A 16,894-nucleotide genomic window follows, 5' to 3' on the forward strand; every position below is an offset into this window, starting at 1 on the left:
AATAAAATATCTGGTTTTCACCTATAAGCCTCCTTCTTTTATCCTGTTTTATCCTGGTAACACATAGCGCTGATCCAGTACCCGCATGCTGGGGCGCGGGGGGATGCGGACAGTTTTGACCTGCTTGAGGTACTCGGCTATCAGGTCGTAGATGGGGCGGGGGGTGTATTTTTCCACCAGGGTGCCGCTGCGCTGCAGGCGTCCACCAAAGGAAGCCAGGGTGTACTCCCGGTTGGGGTCGAGGCGGCGGCCCCGAATGGCCACATTGCGTATGCGCTGGCCGGTGGGGGCATTGACCGCCAGGTCGTAGGAGAGCCCAAAAACCCGGCTCATGTCCCCGCCTTGCTGGTAGAAGGGGTCGGGGTTGAAGGTGTTGGCCGCCACGTCCTCGAGTACTGCTTGCAAGCGGTCGCCCTTGAGCTTGAATACGTAGACCTCAGGGTAGGTGAAGCCGGTGTAGGCCAGAATTTTATCCATGGTGATGGGTTGGCCCGGCAGGATGGCCGTGCCCCAGCGGGTGCCGGTGCTAAAGGCTACATCCACCTCCGGGTAGGCGGCCTGTACCGCTCTACCGGCCAGCTCGTCGAGGGTGGAGTAGGTGGAGTCGCGCTTATACAAAAGGGTTTCGGTAGTGCCCAATACCTGATCCAGGTAGTCCAGGTGTGGGGCGTAGGCATCGCGGATGAAGGCCTCGAGCTCTGGGTCGGGTTTGATCAGTTGGGTGGCTACCGGCAAGGTTTTAGCGCGCAGGTCTGCAATGCCACCTTTCCTCATTTGCAGATCTATGCGGATAACGGCCTTGCCCGCCGAACCACCGGCCACCAACCAGGTGTTGCCTACCCGGATGGGGGCGGGGGTGAAGTCGTGGGTATGGCCGGTGAGAATCAGGTCAAGGCCCTTGATGCGCCCGGCCAGGGCCAGATCCAGCGGTACGCCGTTGTGGGAGAGCAGCACCACCGCGTCTACGCCCTTGCTGCGCAGCTCGTCCACATATTTCTGCAGTTCGTTTTCCCGAACCCCAAAGGATAACCCCTCGGAAAACTCCTCTGGATGTGAAACTTTTACATAGGGGAAGGTAGAACCGATGATGCCCAGGCTGTAGCCCCCGATTTCGTGGATGACATAGGGCGGATAAACGGGGTCGCCAAAGAGGTCATCGACAATATTGAAGCTGATAATCTGGGCTTTGAGCGCCTTGACCAGCTCCTCCACTCGCTCGCGGCCCAGGGTGTACTCCCAGTGGAAGACCATGTGGTCGAAGCCTACCCGGTTCATCCAGTCCACCATCACCTGCCCTTTGGTGCGCAAGGAGATGCCGGAGTTGGTCCAGGTATCGCCGCCGTCCAGCACCAGGGTACGTTTTTCACCCGCCTGGGCTTTCTGCTGCTTGATAAGGGCACCGATATAAGCCCCGCCCCCCATGGGCCCAAAGCGCTGGGCCAGCGCCGCGAAGTCTACCGAGGAGAACGCATAGGCCTCGAGGCTGCCCCGCCGAAGGCCGTAGTAGCGCAAAAAGGCCTCGCCGGTCAGGTAGCCGGGTTTACCCTCCAGGGCTTTGGCGGCCAGCAGGTTGGGCGGTTCCATAAAGTAGTGGGGCCGCAGCTGGCCGTGCGTGTCGGTGTTGAAGAGGAGGGTGACGTTGCCAAAGGGGGGCAGGTCGTAAAGCTGCTCGGGGCGTTCCATGGCCTGGGCAAAGGCTTTAGGGGAGGTCATGCCCAGGGCCAGCAAGAGTTGTACCAGTTCACGTCGGGTCATAGCGCCTCCTTTCCCAGGCCCAGGTGTTCGCCGGGGAGCGATGAGATTCGAGAAGTTAGCGCTTCAGCGCCGGTTTGGTGTTGAAGTCTGAGGCCGGGTCGAGCAGGTAGGCCACCACGTGGGCAATCTCCTCCGGCTTAAGCAGACCGCCGTGACCGAAGCGGTACATCACGGTGCAGGGGAAATAAGCCCAGGTGTTGTAGATCACCTCGTAGGTGTACTTCTGAACAGCTTCGGAAGTGCCCCGCTGACCATACTTTTCCAGGCTGGGCCCGACATTACCCCCAATGTTGAGGGGGGAGCCCACGTGGCAGGAGAAGCAGTTACCTCGAGCCAGGGTGTTAAAAATGGGTTCGCCCTGTTTCCAGTTGCCCATCAGCTTGCCATCGGCGGGGTATTTGATGCTCTTGCGCTGCTCTTCGATGAAGGGGCCGAGCACCTCGGCCGGTAGCTTGTTGCGGTGGATGGAGCAAAGGGCCTGGTCGGGGGCCTGCCGCAGCAGGGTGTTGGCGTAGTTCTGACCCCCATCCTGGATCAGCCGCTGGAGTTCGGTGTCGATGTAAGATTGGCCGGTTTGACCACTGGCTAGGCCCAGAAGCAAGAGAAGCAGGGTAGGTAGATAGAATCGCCGCACAAGACCTCCCTAGCGTATGAAACCGGGCAGATCCATCCGCGCCCCGTTGGCCTGCACGTTCATGAAGAGGGTCAGGGCGATGATGGGTTCGGAGTAGAAGTCGGGCGCAGGCATGCTCAGGTTGCTGTAGCAAGCCCGGATGCGGTCGGCCATGGTCCAGGCCTGGTCGTTGGAGTAACGGAAGGCCGGCCAGTGGCTAACTGCGCGCTTATCCTTGAGGATGTCGGAATAGGGGAGAACGCCGGCCCGCTTGCCCACATAGGTGACGTGGCAGGTCGCGCAGCCCATGTCACGCGGGCCGGCCCGCAGGTAGAAAAGCCGCTCCCCTAGCTCGTAGAGCTTCTTTTCCTGGGGCATTAGGGTTCGCACCGTCACCGGCTGCTCGTTGGAAAGGGAGGCCAGGTAAAAGGCAATCGCCACCACCTCGCTGCGCTTAATTTCCTGCGGCTGGAAGCCCTGCAGCCGGATCATGCAGGTGCGGATGCGCGAGTCGAGGTCTTCCACCCGGCGGGTGTCGAAGAAGTAGCGGGGCAGCCGCCCCACCACACCTTCAAGTTTCCCCGGCCCCCGGCCAAAATCGCAGGCCTCGAGGCTCACCTGCTTGGGTCCACGCTTGGCCTTGAACAGTTGTTCGCCCTGTTCAACGTACAGGTCGCTGGGCAGAATACCCCCGCTCTGCTCGAGGAGTTGCTTCTTTTGCTTTTCGGCCTCCTTGACCGGATCGTCTTCTTCCTGGGCCAACACAAACAGGCTGAAGAGGGCCAGAACTGCCGCCCCTACCAAACGCCAGAAGCGACCCATCGGCACCTCCTAAGCCAGCGTCAGGTCTGCGGTCTTTTCACCGGTTTGGCCGTTGAGGTCTTTGCAGGTGACCTTGAGCTGGCCCGCCTTGGTGGCCTTCATCTTGAAGGCAAACAGCGGGTTGGCGCTGGTGCCGGGGCCCGGCTTGACCTGGGCAATAACCTGGTTGTCCATCAGCACGTTGACCTCGTTGATGTAATCGGCAGGAATTTGCTTGCCGCTGGCGTCCCGGCGGGTACCGGGTTCCATGGGGTGCTGAACCACAATCTGTACGCGAACCTCGTCGCCGGCTTTAGGTTTGGCCGGGTTGAAACGAACCAAAATGTTAATCGCCATCGCATGCCTCCTTAACCGCAACCGCCTACCGTGACCCGCACCGACTGCGAAGCCATCAGGAACTTACCGTCTTTGGTCTCGACCACTGCCCGAACCGGGGCCGTTTCGGCCACCCGCACACGGGTTGCGTAGTAGGGCAAGACCCCGTTCAGCACGACGGTGAAGAGCAGGGGATTGGCGTTCTTATCGCTGAAGCAGTGAATGGCCTTGACCTGATCGGCCGGCAGGCTGGCCTCAATTTCTACCGGTACGTTCGCGCCCGACTCGGCGATGGTAGGGGCAACCAACTTAACCTGCTGCGAAGGGGTTAGATCTTTAAAGCCCTTACCCAACACCTGCTGCAAGCCTTTCTCGAGGTTGGCGACGTCTTCGCCCTCGAGGCCCCCCTGGGCCAGCGCCGAAGTCAGTTGGTTGGCCAACATGCTTCCGGCGACCGCACCGGCCGACGCTTTTAAAAATGTCCTTCTATCCACAACCTTCACCTCCTACTTTCGCACAGATCTGCCGAAGTTCGCTCAGAAACTGCGCACGGGTGCGGCTACCGAATAGCCGGCCCGCCTCTTTCCACGTACCCCCCTGGGGTACGAAGAAGACAAAACTAGGGGTACCCAAAGCCCGCATTTGCGTGCTGAGGGCGCGTCCCTCTGGGCTCTGGCTGTCCACGCTGGCCACCACAAAACGCTGGCGCAGAGTTTTAGAGACAGCCTCGTCGGAGAGCACAAAAGTATTCATTTGATCGCAATACGGGCAGGCATGGCTCCAAAAGTAGACCATTAAAATGCGCCCGTGCGACTGGGCATACTGGCTGGCCTGGCCATAGGGATACCAGCGGTCAAAGTCCACTTCCTGGGCGCTGACCATAAGTAAAGATCCAACCAGTACCAAAAGCATGTAACGCATATTGCACCGTAATTTTCGGTTACCTATTAGTACTACCTGGGGGTATGAATGTCAACCCTGCGTCCAACCATCTTGATGATCAAAAGAAAACAGCTCAGCAAACAAAATATTGCATTTATAGCCCATAAAAGAATAAGTTATTGTAATAATGCAATAACTTATTGCTCTTGGATATAACCCTTATTACTATTTTGGGATTGGACGTGCAGGAGCGGTGCATAAAACAAACCACCCCCTCCTCCAATGGGTGAGGCCAGGTGGGGGTCTGATACCCAGCCAGGTCGCCTGCCTGCAAGCATAATACCGACGGTCTAAAGCCCACCTGGCCAGGGTTGGTGCGTGAACCCTCGCAAACCCTGGCCCCGAGATTGAATCCCCACCTCTTGTCTTTGTAGACTATTATGCTATTTAATTTATAGCTAAATACCCGCTATAGGTATCGATTCATCAGGGGGAAAACATGAACCGTTGGTTGGCAATCTTGGCTTTGCTCGCAATTGTTCTGGCAGCCTCGCCGGGACAGATGGCCCCGGACTTTCGCTTGCGCGATGCGTCGGGGAAGGCATACTCCCTGGCCAGCTTCAAGGGCCGGCCGGTGGTGATTACTTTTTGGGCCAGCTGGTGCCCTGTCTGCCGGGCTGAGTTTCCCAAACTGCACCAGCTTGCCCAGGAATACAAGGTGCCCTTTGTGGTGATCAGCCGCGAGCCGCGCGACACCGAACAGGTGGTGCGGGACTACATGAAAAACTACCCCCGCTTCCTTCCGCTATTGGCCCAGCCTGGGGGGGATAACCCGGTGGCCGTTGCCAACCGCTACAAGGTACTGGGCCAGCCCTGGACTTTTGTTTTGGATGGCGAGGGAAAAATCGTCAACCTGTATGCCGGCAAGGTGGAGGTGGAGTCCCTCAAGGATGACCTGGCCTTGGCCGGGTACGAGTGAATCTGGCGTGGTGAGCCGGGTGGTCGTTCCCCGTCCCCCCAGGTTGCGGGACGGGGTAAAGCAAACAGCGCCAGCCGGGATGCGCGGCTTCTGCGAGCGGGTTTAGTTCAGCGTACGCTCTTTGTGCATGAGGGCGGCGAGGTTAAACACGATGTCTTTGGATAGCCGGTCGAAGTCGGCCTCGAGCATGGCCTGAGCCGCCTCCACCCCGCGCATGCGCAACGTTTGTACCACCCGGGCCGCATATAGGTGAAACGAGCGGTGCGCTTCGCGTAACGTGGCAAACTCGGGGTGCAGGGCCAGGGTGCTACGGGCTGCCTGGCCATAGAGCCACTGGCCCAGCATGCACTGGTTGTCCTGCATGATTACACCAATATCGAGCTCTTCGTTGGAACGGCCCAGAATCGAGTCCTCGAGCCGCTTGCGCCAGGCCAGGTGGGCGTTGATGACGGCCTGCACGTCCAGGCCCAGAAAATGCTGCTCGCCTTCATCCAGTTGGGGGGCTTCCTGGGGTTGTTTGCGGCCCCAACTCCGGAGCCAGTCCAAAAGGTTCATAGGTGGTATATTATGGTTCAATTGTGGAACAGGTGTGCAAAATAACCTTTAGCAACGCGTTATAACCGTTACACCGGTCGAAACCTTAGCTTTTCAGTGGCTTTTTAATGGAAAGCCTCCACCCAGCGATGGTGTGTGGAAGTAAAGGGGGTGTTTGACAGCGGTCTACCCGTGCAGCACTCTGGGCAGGTTCTGCCAGAGAATAAAGACCCCCATCACCACCAGAAACCCGGCAAAGCCGCGTCGCAGGGTTAGCTGGGGGATGGATGCGGCCACGCGTCCTCCAAACAGGCTACCCGCAATGCCAAGTGCTGCGAAGATCAGCACAACGTCCCAGTGAACCGTGTAGCCCTGCGCCGGCAGCAGGTGCAAGTACTTGTAGAAGCCACTGGCCGACTTCATAGCGACAATCAGCAGGCTGGTGCCCACCGCCAGGTGCATGGGGAGACCGCCCAGCAAGACCAGGGCGGGCACTATCAGAAAACCGCCCCCCACGCCCACCAGGCCGGTCAGTACCCCCACGGCCAGGCCATCCAGAACAATCTTGATAAAAGAGCGCTTCTTGGGGGTGGCCTCGAGTCGGGGCGGGCGGAACATCATGTAAGCCGCCAGCAGCATCACCACCGCAAACAGCCCCAGTTGCCAGACCCCTGGCACCCACTGGGAAAAATAGGCCCCCAGGTAGGTTCCGGCCATACCGGGCAGGCCAAAAAACAGCACGTTGCGCCAGTCAATCAGGCCCCTGAGGGCATAGGGCAGGGCCCCTACCAGGGCAATCAGGCCCACGATGGCCAGGGACTCGGCGATGGCCAGCTTGTCGGGTTCGCCTACCAGGTAGACCAGGATGGGCACCGTCAGGATGGAACCCCCCGATCCCAGCATGCCCAGAGCCAGGCCAATCAGAATGGCGCCCATCCAGGCTAGGAGCATGGGGCCTCCTCGGGCTTGAACGGGGCCTCAACCGCTCTTTGGCTTGGGGTAGGGGAAGTAGAGCGCTCGAGCCGGTATCCCTGGGCTGCATACCCCTGGATACCACTCACCAGCTTGCCTACCTCAAAACCCTCGTATTCCAACACCTCCGCCGCCAGCCCAGCCCGGCTGCCGGTAGCACAGATGGTCACGAGGGGGCTTTTGAGGGGGCTGAGATCATCCAAAAGGCGCTCCAGAGGCAGGTTGAGTGAGCCAGGAATGTGCCCGCTGGCGTACTCTTCCGGCGAGCGCACGTCCAGCAGCAGGGCGCCTTTCTTTTGCCAGAGAGAAAGCTCGTTGGGGAATACGTCGTGCATCACTTCACCGGTAGCTTGTGCCGCTTCCAGGCCTCGAGGCCGCCCACCAGGTTGTAGACCTGGAAGCCTTTTCCGGCCAGAAAGCGGGCCGCGCTGGCGCTGCGGCTTCCGCTTCGGCACTGGCAGATAATCTCTTTGTTCCTGGGCAGTTTCTCCCACTCGAGGGCCAGCTTGTCCAGCGGCAGGCCTTGTGAGCCAGGGATTTTGCCCTCCTGGCGCTCCAAGGGGGTACGCACATCCAGGATGAGGGCCCCCGCTTTGGCCTTTTCGTAGGCCTCTACCGGGCCAAGGCGGCCCACTGCGGCCCCGCCGCCCAACAGGTTTTTGAGCCAGCCGATCAACGCTCCACCTCAAACCCGGCGCTCATCCAGCCGTAGGTACCGCCTTCCAGGTTGCCCACCTTCTCCTTGGCGAAGCCGTGCCCCACCAGGTACTCCGAGGCCTGGGACGAACGCCCCCCCGAGGCGCAGACCACGACCAGCTTGCGGTCTTTGGGCAGCTTGCCCACCTCTGCAGTAAAGCGCCCCAGGGGAATGTTCACAGCGCCAGGTACGTGCCCCATGGCGTACTCGTAGGGTTCGCGCACATCTACCACATACGCACCCTCCTGAATCCACTGCTGGGCCTCGTGGGGGGTCAGCTCGGTGAAGGCGGTGTCGTGGTAGGTTGCTTCCAGGGGCTCTGTATCCAGCGGCAGCCCGGCCTGGTACCAGGCCATGATGCCCCCATCCAGGTTCAGCAGGTTGCTGTACCCCTTTGCCGAGAGCCAGCCTGCCGCCTGGCCGCTGCGGTTGCCGCTGCGGCAGTAGAGCACCACCGGTTGATCTTTGGGAATCTCCGAGAAGCGCCCGGCGAACTCGGACAGCGGAATCAGCCGGGCGCCTTCGATGCGCACCTGGGCATACTCCTCGGGTTCACGCACATCCACGAAGAGAACGTTTTGCTCTTGCAGCTTACGGGCTTCGGCGGCGCTGATGTCTTTGTATGGAACGGTGAGCATGGTTTTCCTCCCTAGACGGGGCTTGCGCAGGGGATGCCGGCTTCGCACCAGGCCTTGATACCCCCCTCGAGGTGCCAGACCTTTTTGTGGCCCAGGTTTTGTAGTGTTTTGAGCGCTTCTTGTGAGCGGTTGCCGCTGCGGCAGTAGAGCAACACCGGCTGGTCGTGCCCCAGGTACAAAGGGGCCAGGGCCTCGAGCCGGGACAGCGGCAGGCGCAGGGCCCCCGGCAGGAGGCCGCTGGCCCATTCTTCGGGTTCGCGGATGTCCACCACTTGAAAGCGCTCCAGGGTTTGATAGGCAGTTTTGACGCTCAGGTTCATATTCTTGGTTTCGTGGGGGAGCCCCCAGCCAGAGCCAGGGGCTCGTTTGTAGGGTTCAGTCCTGTACTAGGCCTCCACCAGCTCGCGGGCCGGGCCTTTCTCTACCGGGAAGCCTTCCTGCTGCCAGGCCCGGATGCCACCGGTGAGGTTGATCAGGTTGCTGAAGCCTGCCGAGAGCAGGGCGCTGATGGCGGTGGAGGAGCGGTCGCCGCCCAGGCAGTGCACCACCACCGGCTTGTCCTTGGGAATGCGGTTCAGGTTGTTCATCACCCGTCCGGCGTGGATATTCAGAGCGCCGGGGATATGGCCGGCTTGGTACTCGTCGGCCCCGCGCACGTCCAGGATGGCTGCCTCGCCTTTTTCCCACAGGGCTTTGGCCTGGGCCGCGGTGATCTGCGGCACGGTCTCGAGCTCGCCCTGCACGTAGCCCTCGAGGCTGGGAATATAGCCCACCACCCGGTCCAGCCCGATACGGATGAGCTGCTTGACCAGCTCGGGCACCCGCTCGGGGCCGGCCAGCAGAATCAGGTCACGGTCGTAGGGCAGCAGCCAGCCGGCCCAGGTCGAGAAGCTCTTGCCCGCCGGGATGTTGATGGCCCCTTTGAGGTGCCCCCCGGCGAAGGCCAGCTTGTCGCGGGTGTCTACCAGCAAAGCGCCTTCGGACAGCTTTTGCTGGAACTGCTCTAAGGTGAAGAGGTGTGGCTCTTTGAGGTCGCCCAGAATGGGCATGCCGTCGCGGTTGAGCCGCTTCATCTGGGCGAAGTAGTAAGGGGCCTCGGGCTGGCCGGACAGCAGCGCCTTGACAAAGCCTTCCTCGTCATTGTTGCGCAGGTAATCGGCCCACCAGGCAAAGCGGCGCTCATAGCCCACGGTGGTGCTGGCGACGGCCCCCAGGCCCTTGCCGCAGGCGCTACCGGCCCCGTGGCCGGGCCAGACCTGCACGTAGTCGGGCAGGGTGAGGAACTTTTCCTTGAGGCTCTTGAACATGCGGCGTGCGCCGGGCTCGGCAGTGCCCATGATGCCCGCGGCCTCTTCCAGCAGGTCGGGGCGGCCAATATCGCCCACAAACACAAAGTCGCCGGTCAGGAAGAAGCCGGGTTCTGTGGCAGCAGCCCCATCTTGCACCAGGAAGCTGATGTGCTCGGGGGTGTGGCCGGGGGTGTGTACCACGGTAAGGGTGATGTTGCCCAGCTTGATCTGGTCGCCATCTTTCACGAGCTGGTAGTCGAAGCCCTCGAGGCCCTTGTACTTCCAGTTTTCGTCGCCTTCGTCGCTCAAGTAGAGCTTGGCCCCGGTGGCCCTGGCCAGCTCGCGGGCTCCCGAAAGGTAGTCGGCGTGGATGTGGGTCTCAGTTACGGCCACAATTCGCATCCCGTTCTTCTGGGCTTCGTCCAGGTACACCTGGATATCGCGCCGGGGGTCGACCACCACCGCAGTACCGGCCGACTGACAACCGATAAAGTAGCTACCCTGTGCTAGTCCTTCCTCGTAGATTTGCTTGAAAAGCATGTACGAACCTCCTGGCTCGTAGAATATATCCCTGGGGGGTATTTTGTCAAATACCCCCCCATGATATTTAGGCCAGCCCCTTAAGCATCAGGTTCCAGTACATGAAAGGCAGGCCGTACTTCTTCAGGAGCCACATGTCGTAGCGCTCCTTCTGGGTGTTGATGGGCAGGGTGGGGTGCCACTGGTTATCGTAAAGGAACTCAGCCAAAAACATTTTGCCGTAGGCGGTAACCAGCGGGCAGGAGGTGTAGCCGTCATACTGCCGGGTGGGATCTTGACCCTTCATAACCGACAGGAGATTTTCCACCAGCACCGGAGCCTGCTTGCGCACGGCCGCACCGGTTCTGGAGGTGGGCAGGCTGCTGGCATCGCCCAGGCTAAAGACGTTGGGAAAACGGGCATGTTGAAGGGTGTGCTTGTGCACCTCTACCCAGCCCAGTGGTGTGCTGGGGTCGGCCAGTGGGCTTTGTTTGATGAAATCGGGGGCGCTTTGGGGAGGAACCACATGGAGGAAGTCAAAAGGAACTGTGATTCGGGGCCTCGGGGTATCCGGTGCGGCTTTGACCGTGGGATGGTTGGCGGTTAGCTCGAAGGTGGCCTCTTTTTTATGACCATCAACCGCTACGAGTTCGTGATGAAAGCGGGTATCGATGCCGTAGCGCTCGATCACCCGATCCAGCACCGCTTTTATTTCTGGTACAGCAAAAATGGTCGTTCCTGCTGAACCGAAAACCACCTCGAGGTCCCTGGCGAAACCACGACGTCGGGCGTAGTCGGCGGTCAGGTACATGATTTTTTGGGGGGCTCCACCGCACTTGACCGGTGTACTGGGGGCACTAAAAAGGGCCACGCCCCCTTTTAGTTGCTGCATGAAGGCCCAGGTTTTGGGTGCGAGGTCGAAGCGGTAGTTGCTGCTCACTCCATTTTGCCCAAGGGTTTCCTCCAGCCCCTCGATCTTATGCCAGTCGAGCTGGATACCTGCTGCAACCACCAGAAAGTCGTAGCCAACCTCACGCCCACCACGGGTGTGTACCACCTGCTTGATGGGGTCAATTTCCTCGGCAGCGTCCTGAATCCAGCGAATCCCCGGGGGAATCTGGCGTTCTTCAGGTCGCACCGTGGCCTCGGGGCGATAGGCTCCCGCGCCCACCAGCGTCCAGGCAGCCTGGTAGTAGTGCTTGTCGGAGGGCTCGAGCACGCCCACATCCTCTACCCCTTTGCGCCTTAGCTGGGCAGCCACGGTCAGGCCTGCCGTCCCGCCGCCGACAATCAGGATTTTGTGATGGAGCCGCTCCTTGACCTGGCTCCGTACCGTAATTGTTTTTTCCTCCCTTATAATCATAAAAAACCTTCCTTGGAGCTTGGCATCTTTCAGACCAGGGTAGGTATAACTTTTTGTTAAAGCAAATAGCTTTTGGTTATATTTTTCATCACATCGGGGTATGATTGTCCCAATCAGCTATGCGTCTGAACCCTAGGTATCTGGTGGTATTTTGTGTGGTGGCCGAATTGCGCAGCCTGAGCCGCGCCGCCGAGGTATTGAACCTGAGCCAGCCCGCCGTAAGCAAAACCCTGAAGGCCCTCGAGGATGCCGTGCGGCAGCCTCTTTATGAGCGTACGCCCCAGGGCATTGCCCTGACCGAGGCCGGAAAGGCCTTACTGCCCTACGCCTGTGCGGTTAGCAGGAGCCTGGCCCAGGCCACCCGCTTTATCGAAGAAAAGCGGCATCAGCGTATCCCCAGCCTCGAGGTGGGTCTGGCCTGGAGTCTGATTCCGCGTTACCAGGTGACGTTTTTAGACTGGGCCAGGGCGCAAAAGGGCCGTTTCGAGCTTCAACTGACGCACGGCACAACCCTCGAGCTCATCGCCCAGGTGTACCAGCGCGACCTGGATGGTGCGCTGGTGTTGGGCGGCAGCGAAGCCTTGCCGGAGCCCCTGGAGGCCCGCCGCCTGACCACCGACGAGGCCGTGCTGGTAGTTGGCCCTTCGCATCCCTGGGCAGACATGGGGGGGGTTGCCCTGGGGCTACTGGAAGATATGCCGGTGCTGGTTCCCCAGCGCAACTCGCGTTTGCGCTTGCGCCTCGAGCAGTTCCTCGAGCGCTACGGCATTGTGCCCGCAAGTCTGGTGGAGTGCGGCAGTTTGTTTGGGGTCAAGGCTGCTGCCGCTGCTGGGCTGGGGGTGGGGATTGCCGCCCGCTCCTTTGTCCAGCCCGAGGTAGAGGCCGGCACCTTGCGGGCTTTGTTCATCGAAGACCCCGGCTTCTCGCTGGGGGTGCACTGGATTACCCACCCCGAAGCCTCGTTGGGCATTGCCACCCGTGAACTGCTGGGGCAGTTATGGCGCTCGCTTAGCTTGGCCCAGGGCCTCGAGAAGGTTTGAGCTGATACCCCAAAAAAACCAGAACCCTGTTGCATTGGGGTTCTGGTTCGAACGCCAAACCAAACTTAGGGGTACTCGTAGGTGACTTGAAGATACGGTTTGTTGCTTGCGGCGTTGCTGGTTTAAAAGTGGCGGATTCTTGATGTTTTGAGCTGGTGCCAAGGGGCGGAATCGAACCGCCGACACTGCGATTTTCAGTCGCATGCTCTACCGACTGAGCTACCTTGGCAAGAGGCCGCCCGCAGGCGGCTTGGTGGCGCTCCGGACGGGACTTGAACCCGCGATCTCCCACGTGACAGGCGGGTATGTTAACCAACTACACCACCGGAGCAGATTGTTGCGCAGCGTCGGAGTCGTCCGAACGGGCACATAGGATAATAGCGGCTGGCCTACTGGGTGTCAAGCATGATGACCTGGAAAGAGGTGCTTGCCCAACACAAAACCCTGCGGGGCATTGGGCAGCATAGCCTGCTGGTAGACCGGGGCGAGTCGGGCTACCGCAACCGCTTCTTGCCCGACGGCGCCATTCTGTACCCGGGCGAGGGGCTTGCGGGCCACCAGCAGCCCACCGGGGGGAACCGGATTTTGCTCGAGGCCCTCGCATCCCAAACCCCCTTGCGGGTTTATGAGCGCTTGAAGCCCAACTGCTGGCAGGATCGGGGCCCGTACCGGGTCGAGGGTGTGGAATACCGGCTGGAAGAGGCCGAGCGCCGCTATGTCTACTGGTTCCGGCTGGTGCCGCTCGCTGCTACCTGAGCCAAAAACCGCCGCAGCTTGAGGGGGTCTTTGAGGCGGGGCGCTGCTTCCACCCCGCTGCTTACGTCCACCGCATACGGCTTCAAGTCGAGTATGGGTTGCAGGTTGTGGGGGGTCAGGCCTCCGGCAATGATGAGCCGGGGGTGTGGCTTCAGGGGTACAACCCAGTCGAGGGGATAGCTTTGCCCGCTCCCGGGACTGACCCCATCCAGCAAGAGTGCGTCGGCAGGATAAGAAAGCCACTCGGGTTGGGCCGGGCCGGAGAGCTTGAAGGCTTTGATGACCGGAAGGAACCGGCGGATATGCTCGGCCCACTCGGGGGGTTCGCTCCCGTGAAGCTGGGCCACCTGGAGCCGGGCCGTCTGCATATGATCGAGAACCACCTCCGGGGGGGTGTCGACAAACACGCCCACCCGCACCACAAAAGGCCCCAGCGCCTCCGCAATGGGACGGATTTGCTCGGGCTCCACATAGCGCTTGGTGCCAGGGGCCAGGATGAAGCCCAGGGCCCAGGCCCCTAGCTCTTCGGCCAGGAGGGCGTCCTCGAGGCGGGTGATACCACAGATTTTGGCGCGGGTCATAGGGGTCTCGGGTTGGGGGTTTTTCCGGGAAATGTGAAGCCCAGTGTCTTTTTTTGTCTTACTACGGTCAATAGATCTATAGATCTTATAGACTATAGACGATCGGCTTTAACTTATACCGGATTCAAAAAGATAATCATCCAAACCAAAGATTCCCAGAGGCTATCTTTTTGAATCCTAGAGCACTCCCTTCGGTCGGGTTAGTTCGACGCCATCCGGCGCCGAACTAACCGAATCTGGTATTACACTTCCCCATCCTCCCACATCTGCCGAAAGCTCTTGGGGCTGGGCTTCAAACCTGCCCGGCCTTCCGTCCAGGCTTTGAGCACCGGCACCACCGTGTTATCCAGGGCTTTTTCGGGCAAGAGGCGCACGGCCTTGGAGGCCAGGCGGTAGGCCCAGGGCTGGGTCATGGCCAGGGCATAACCCTTGATGGCGGCGACCTCAAACCGAGGGGTCAGCCCTTCTTCCACCGCCCGGTTGCGCCAGGTGAGCAGCAGCTTGGGGATGGGAATCCGTACCGGGCAGGCCTGGAAACAAGCCCCGCACAGAGAGGAGGCGTAGGGGAGGGGTTTGGTCTCCGGGAGGCCCAGTAGCCCTGGGGACAGGATGGCCCCAATGGGCCCACTGTAGACGTAGCCGTAGGCGTGGCCGCCGGTCTGACGGTAGACCGGGCAGGCGTTCAGGCAGGCAGCGCAGCGCAGACAGCGCAGGGTCTCCCAGGCTTCGGGGTCGGCCAGCACGCTGCTGCGCCCATTGTCCACAAAGACCACGTGCACCTCTTCGGGCCCGTCGGGTTCATCGGGCTGGCGCGGCCCCTGGATGAGCGAGACAAAGGTGCCGATCCGCTGTCCGGTAGCAGCACGGGCGGTGAGCGAAAGGAAGACCGAAAGATCGGAGAAGCGGGGCAGGAGTTTTTCCAGGCCCACCAAGGCCACATGAATGCGCGGGGCCGAGGTGGAGAGCCGAATATTTCCTTCGTTTTCAATCAGGGCCAGGGTGCCGGTCTCGGCGACCACAAAATTGCCCCCCGAGATGCCCATATCGGCCCTCAGAAACCCCTCGCGCAGCAGCTTGCGGGCTGCGGCGGCCAGGTGGTCGGGGCTGGCGTCCAGAGGGGTTTGGAAGCGCTCGTGGAAGAGCTGGCGGATTTGCTCCAGGTTCAGGTGAATGGCCGGGCCCACGATGTGCGAAGGGGGCTGCTTCAGCAGTTGGATGATGTACTCGCCGAGGTCGGTCTCGAGTACTTCCACCCCCATCCCCTCGAGCATGGGGTTGATGCCCAGTTCTTCCGAGACCATGGTCTTGGCCTTGACCACCTTCCTGACCTGGCCTGTGCGGGCAATGTCGGCCACAATGCGCCGGGCGTCGTCGGCGTCCTCGGCCCAGTGCACCTGCACGCCGTTTTTCTGGAGGTTGGCTTCGGCTTCCAGCAGGTACCTGTCCAGGTTGGAGAGCACATGGTTCTTGACGCCTTCGGCCCAGTGCCGCCAGGTTTCGGCATCCACCTCGGCATAGGCCTGCCGTCTTTTGCTATCGAAGTTCAGGGTGGCCCCGGTGACCGAGTCGCGTACATGGGGCTCCTCGCGCAACACTCGAGCGGCTTCCTGGGGGTACTGGTTGGCGGTGACTTTCATTGCGTGGCCTCCCACAGAACCGAAGCCAGGGGCCTGACCGCCAGGCCCAGACCCCGGTTTTCGATGCGGCCCGCGAGGTGAAGTATGCAGCCGCCATCGGCGCTGGTAAGGAAATCAATCTGGCTTTGGGCTGGCAGGGTGGAAAGCTTGCGGTCGGCCATGCTCAGGGCCACCTCGGGCAGCTTGACCGAGAACAACCCGCCAAAGCCGCAGCACTCTTCGGTGGCGGCCCAGTCTACAATTTCGGCCCCGGCATTGCGCAAGAGCGTGAGGGGCTCTTGCTTGATGCCGAGTTCGCGCAGGGCATGACAGCCGTGGTGGTAGGCAATACGCCGGCCTTGCAGGCCCTGGCCCAGGTGGTTGACCCCCAGCACCTTCACGATGAACTCCGCAAGCTCAAAGGTCTTGTGGCTCAGGGCCTCGGCCCTGGCGAACATGCGGGGCTGCTCGCGGTACAGCTCGGGGTAGAAAGCCCGCAACATGGTGGTGCAGGAGCCCGAAGGCAGCACCACGTACTGGGCGTTTTCGAACACCCCCAGGGTGTATTCGGCCACCTGGCGGGCCTCGGCCCAGTAGCCGGCGTTGTAGGCGGGCTGGCCGCAGCAGGTCTGGCCCTGGGGAAACTCGACGGTGCAGCCCAGGTGACGAAGAAGCTTTACGGCGGCCACCCCGGCCTCGGCGAAGAACTGGTCGGCCAAGCAGGTGACGAAGAAGGTCACTTTCATGTTGAATGGATTATATCCAAATACGTGGCCCAATATGGGGGGTTATGACAGGGCCGGCGCGAAGTAAAACCTCTCCTACCTCCCCCAACGGGGGAGGTCAGGTGGGGGCCTAATACCCGGCCAGGTTGCTTGCTTGCAGGCAATTTTTGCAACACCGGCTGTCTAAAGCGCACTTAGCTAAGGTTTGCGGGGGTTTGCGTACCGACCCTGGGGGGTTATGAGCAAGCCAGGACATAACCAGGTAAAGGCTTTCTGAAAGGGTCGAGGCCCTGGGTGCGCTATGCTTAAGGCTGGAGGTTCTCAGATGCGGCGGAAACTCATCCTGAGCACCTCGAGCCAGCTCGAGGGCTACCAGATCACCGAGTACCTGGACGTGGTGTTTGGCGAGGCCATTGTGGGGGCCAACATCTTCCGCGACCTGCTGGCCTCGGTGCGCGACATTGTGGGTGGGCGGAGCGGGGCCTACGAGGCTGAGTTGCGCAAAGCCCGCGAGATAGCTTTGGGGGAGCTCGAGCAGGCGGCCATGGCCCGTGGGGCCGATGCCGTGATTGGCATTGACGTGGACTACGAGACCGTGGGACAGGGCAATATGCTGATGGTGACAGCCTCGGGGACGGCGGTAAAAGCAAGCAAACGGTACTGAACATGGTGCTTTGTGGGGATGATTGTCGGTCTATCTGCGACCACTGCCGATATTTCAAGCCTATCTACGACAACGAAGACGCAAGGGACGGGTATGGCTGGTGTGAGCGGCATCAAAAAGAAACAGACCGCCTC

The 16,894-nt window shown here is 60.7% G+C and carries 21 protein-coding genes and 2 tRNA genes; 4 read left to right on the top strand and 19 right to left on the bottom strand.

Annotated elements, in window-relative coordinates; translation table 11 throughout:
• Positions 1–48: 48 nt before the first annotated feature.
• The 6 genes from soxB to Q0X23_RS07670 are packed head-to-tail and all read right to left on the bottom strand — an operon-like array spanning position 49 to position 4,426.
• Positions 49–1,755, bottom strand: coding sequence for a thiosulfohydrolase SoxB (soxB, locus tag Q0X23_RS07645; RefSeq protein ID WP_297859756.1), 1,707 nt, complete (start codon positions 1,753–1,755; stop codon positions 49–51).
• A 55-nt stretch (positions 1,756–1,810) separates the two neighbouring features.
• Positions 1,811–2,389: a sulfur oxidation c-type cytochrome SoxX gene (gene soxX / locus Q0X23_RS07650; RefSeq protein WP_297859757.1), complete on the bottom strand. Its 579-nt coding sequence runs from the start codon at positions 2,387–2,389 to the stop codon at positions 1,811–1,813.
• Positions 2,390–2,398: 9 nt separating this feature from the next.
• On the bottom strand, positions 2,399–3,190 hold the full coding sequence (gene soxA, locus Q0X23_RS07655) for a sulfur oxidation c-type cytochrome SoxA (protein WP_297859758.1): 792 nt from the start codon (positions 3,188–3,190) through the stop codon (positions 2,399–2,401).
• A gap of 9 nt (positions 3,191–3,199) precedes the next feature.
• Entirely contained in the window at positions 3,200–3,526 is a 327-nt protein-coding gene (soxZ, locus tag Q0X23_RS07660; RefSeq protein WP_297859759.1) for a thiosulfate oxidation carrier complex protein SoxZ, read from the bottom strand.
• Between the two features lie 11 nt (positions 3,527–3,537).
• The gene (gene soxY / locus Q0X23_RS07665) at positions 3,538–3,999 is read right to left on the bottom strand and encodes a thiosulfate oxidation carrier protein SoxY (RefSeq protein ID WP_297859760.1); all 462 of its coding nucleotides are present in this window, start codon (positions 3,997–3,999) and stop codon (positions 3,538–3,540) included.
• Positions 3,992–4,426, bottom strand: a complete 435-nt coding sequence (locus Q0X23_RS07670) for a thioredoxin fold domain-containing protein (protein WP_297859761.1) — start codon at positions 4,424–4,426, stop codon at positions 3,992–3,994. Before Q0X23_RS07670 ends, soxY begins: the two co-directional genes overlap by 8 nt.
• A gap of 460 nt (positions 4,427–4,886) precedes the next feature.
• On the opposite strand from Q0X23_RS07670, the gene Q0X23_RS07675 reads away from it, so the two are divergent.
• The gene (locus Q0X23_RS07675) at positions 4,887–5,366 is read left to right on the top strand and encodes a TlpA disulfide reductase family protein (RefSeq protein ID WP_297859762.1); all 480 of its coding nucleotides are present in this window, start codon (positions 4,887–4,889) and stop codon (positions 5,364–5,366) included.
• 102 nt (positions 5,367–5,468) lie between these two features.
• Here Q0X23_RS07675 and Q0X23_RS07680 read toward each other — a convergent pair whose 3' ends face one another.
• The 8 genes from Q0X23_RS07680 to Q0X23_RS07715 all read right to left on the bottom strand — a co-directional run bounded on the left by Q0X23_RS07680 (position 5,469) and on the right by Q0X23_RS07715 (position 11,378).
• A complete protein-coding gene (locus Q0X23_RS07680; protein ID WP_297859763.1) occupies positions 5,469–5,921 on the bottom strand; it encodes a CZB domain-containing protein in 453 nt (150 codons plus the stop codon).
• 165 nt (positions 5,922–6,086) lie between these two features.
• Positions 6,087–6,851, bottom strand: a complete 765-nt coding sequence (locus tag Q0X23_RS07685; RefSeq protein WP_297859764.1) for a sulfite exporter TauE/SafE family protein — start codon at positions 6,849–6,851, stop codon at positions 6,087–6,089.
• The gene (locus tag Q0X23_RS07690) at positions 6,842–7,207 is read right to left on the bottom strand and encodes a rhodanese-like domain-containing protein (RefSeq protein ID WP_297859765.1); all 366 of its coding nucleotides are present in this window, start codon (positions 7,205–7,207) and stop codon (positions 6,842–6,844) included. Before Q0X23_RS07690 ends, Q0X23_RS07685 begins: the two co-directional genes overlap by 10 nt.
• A complete protein-coding gene (locus tag Q0X23_RS07695) occupies positions 7,207–7,548 on the bottom strand; it encodes a rhodanese-like domain-containing protein (RefSeq protein WP_297859766.1) in 342 nt (113 codons plus the stop codon). The genes Q0X23_RS07690 and Q0X23_RS07695 overlap by 1 nt, the downstream gene beginning before the upstream one ends.
• Entirely contained in the window at positions 7,545–8,207 is a 663-nt protein-coding gene (locus Q0X23_RS07700) for a rhodanese-like domain-containing protein (RefSeq protein ID WP_297859767.1), read from the bottom strand. The genes Q0X23_RS07695 and Q0X23_RS07700 overlap by 4 nt, the downstream gene beginning before the upstream one ends.
• 11 nt (positions 8,208–8,218) lie before the next feature.
• The gene (locus tag Q0X23_RS07705) at positions 8,219–8,527 is read right to left on the bottom strand and encodes a rhodanese-like domain-containing protein (protein ID WP_297859768.1); all 309 of its coding nucleotides are present in this window, start codon (positions 8,525–8,527) and stop codon (positions 8,219–8,221) included.
• A 66-nt stretch (positions 8,528–8,593) separates the two neighbouring features.
• Positions 8,594–10,036: a rhodanese-like domain-containing protein gene (locus Q0X23_RS07710; RefSeq protein ID WP_297859769.1), complete on the bottom strand. Its 1,443-nt coding sequence runs from the start codon at positions 10,034–10,036 to the stop codon at positions 8,594–8,596.
• Positions 10,037–10,103: 67 nt separating this feature from the next.
• Positions 10,104–11,378 carry an FAD/NAD(P)-binding oxidoreductase gene (locus Q0X23_RS07715; protein WP_297859770.1) on the bottom strand — a complete coding sequence of 425 codons (1,275 nt, stop codon included), beginning with the start codon at positions 11,376–11,378 and terminating at the stop codon, positions 10,104–10,106.
• A 119-nt stretch (positions 11,379–11,497) separates the two neighbouring features.
• On the opposite strand from Q0X23_RS07715, the gene Q0X23_RS07720 reads away from it, so the two are divergent.
• A complete protein-coding gene (locus Q0X23_RS07720) occupies positions 11,498–12,418 on the top strand; it encodes a LysR family transcriptional regulator (RefSeq protein WP_297859771.1) in 921 nt (306 codons plus the stop codon).
• Positions 12,419–12,571: 153 nt separating this feature from the next.
• Here the strand turns inward: Q0X23_RS07720 and Q0X23_RS07725 are convergent.
• Positions 12,572–12,647: transfer RNA gene (locus tag Q0X23_RS07725), tRNA-Phe, on the bottom strand.
• 25 nt (positions 12,648–12,672) lie between these two features.
• Positions 12,673–12,749, bottom strand: a tRNA-Asp gene (locus Q0X23_RS07730).
• A gap of 74 nt (positions 12,750–12,823) precedes the next feature.
• Here Q0X23_RS07730 and Q0X23_RS07735 point away from each other — a divergent pair.
• Positions 12,824–13,174 carry a hypothetical protein gene (locus Q0X23_RS07735; protein ID WP_297859772.1) on the top strand — a complete coding sequence of 117 codons (351 nt, stop codon included), beginning with the start codon at positions 12,824–12,826 and terminating at the stop codon, positions 13,172–13,174.
• Here Q0X23_RS07735 and Q0X23_RS07740 read toward each other — a convergent pair.
• The 3 genes from Q0X23_RS07740 to Q0X23_RS07750 all read right to left on the bottom strand — a co-directional run bounded on the left by Q0X23_RS07740 (position 13,138) and on the right by Q0X23_RS07750 (position 16,117).
• Complete coding sequence (locus Q0X23_RS07740; protein ID WP_297859773.1) at positions 13,138–13,755, bottom strand: phosphoribosylanthranilate isomerase; 618 nt, start codon at positions 13,753–13,755, stop codon at positions 13,138–13,140. The two genes, Q0X23_RS07735 and Q0X23_RS07740, sit on opposite strands and share 37 nt — an antisense overlap.
• 242 nt (positions 13,756–13,997) lie before the next feature.
• Positions 13,998–15,392, bottom strand: a complete 1,395-nt coding sequence (locus Q0X23_RS07745; RefSeq protein ID WP_297859774.1) for a LutB/LldF family L-lactate oxidation iron-sulfur protein — start codon at positions 15,390–15,392, stop codon at positions 13,998–14,000.
• Positions 15,389–16,117 (bottom strand): (Fe-S)-binding protein, encoded by a 729-nt coding sequence (locus tag Q0X23_RS07750; RefSeq protein ID WP_297859775.1) that lies wholly within the window; start codon positions 16,115–16,117, stop codon positions 15,389–15,391. Before Q0X23_RS07750 ends, Q0X23_RS07745 begins: the two co-directional genes overlap by 4 nt.
• Before the next feature lie 304 nt (positions 16,118–16,421).
• Here Q0X23_RS07750 and Q0X23_RS07755 point away from each other — a divergent pair, with 304 nt between their 5' ends.
• Positions 16,422–16,760 (top strand): heavy metal-binding domain-containing protein, encoded by a 339-nt coding sequence (locus tag Q0X23_RS07755; protein ID WP_297859776.1) that lies wholly within the window; start codon positions 16,422–16,424, stop codon positions 16,758–16,760.
• Positions 16,761–16,894: the final 134 nt, after the last annotated feature.

The organism is Meiothermus sp., from assembly GCF_026004115.1.
In the GTDB taxonomy this organism is placed as follows: Bacteria; Deinococcota; Deinococci; order Deinococcales; family Thermaceae; genus Meiothermus.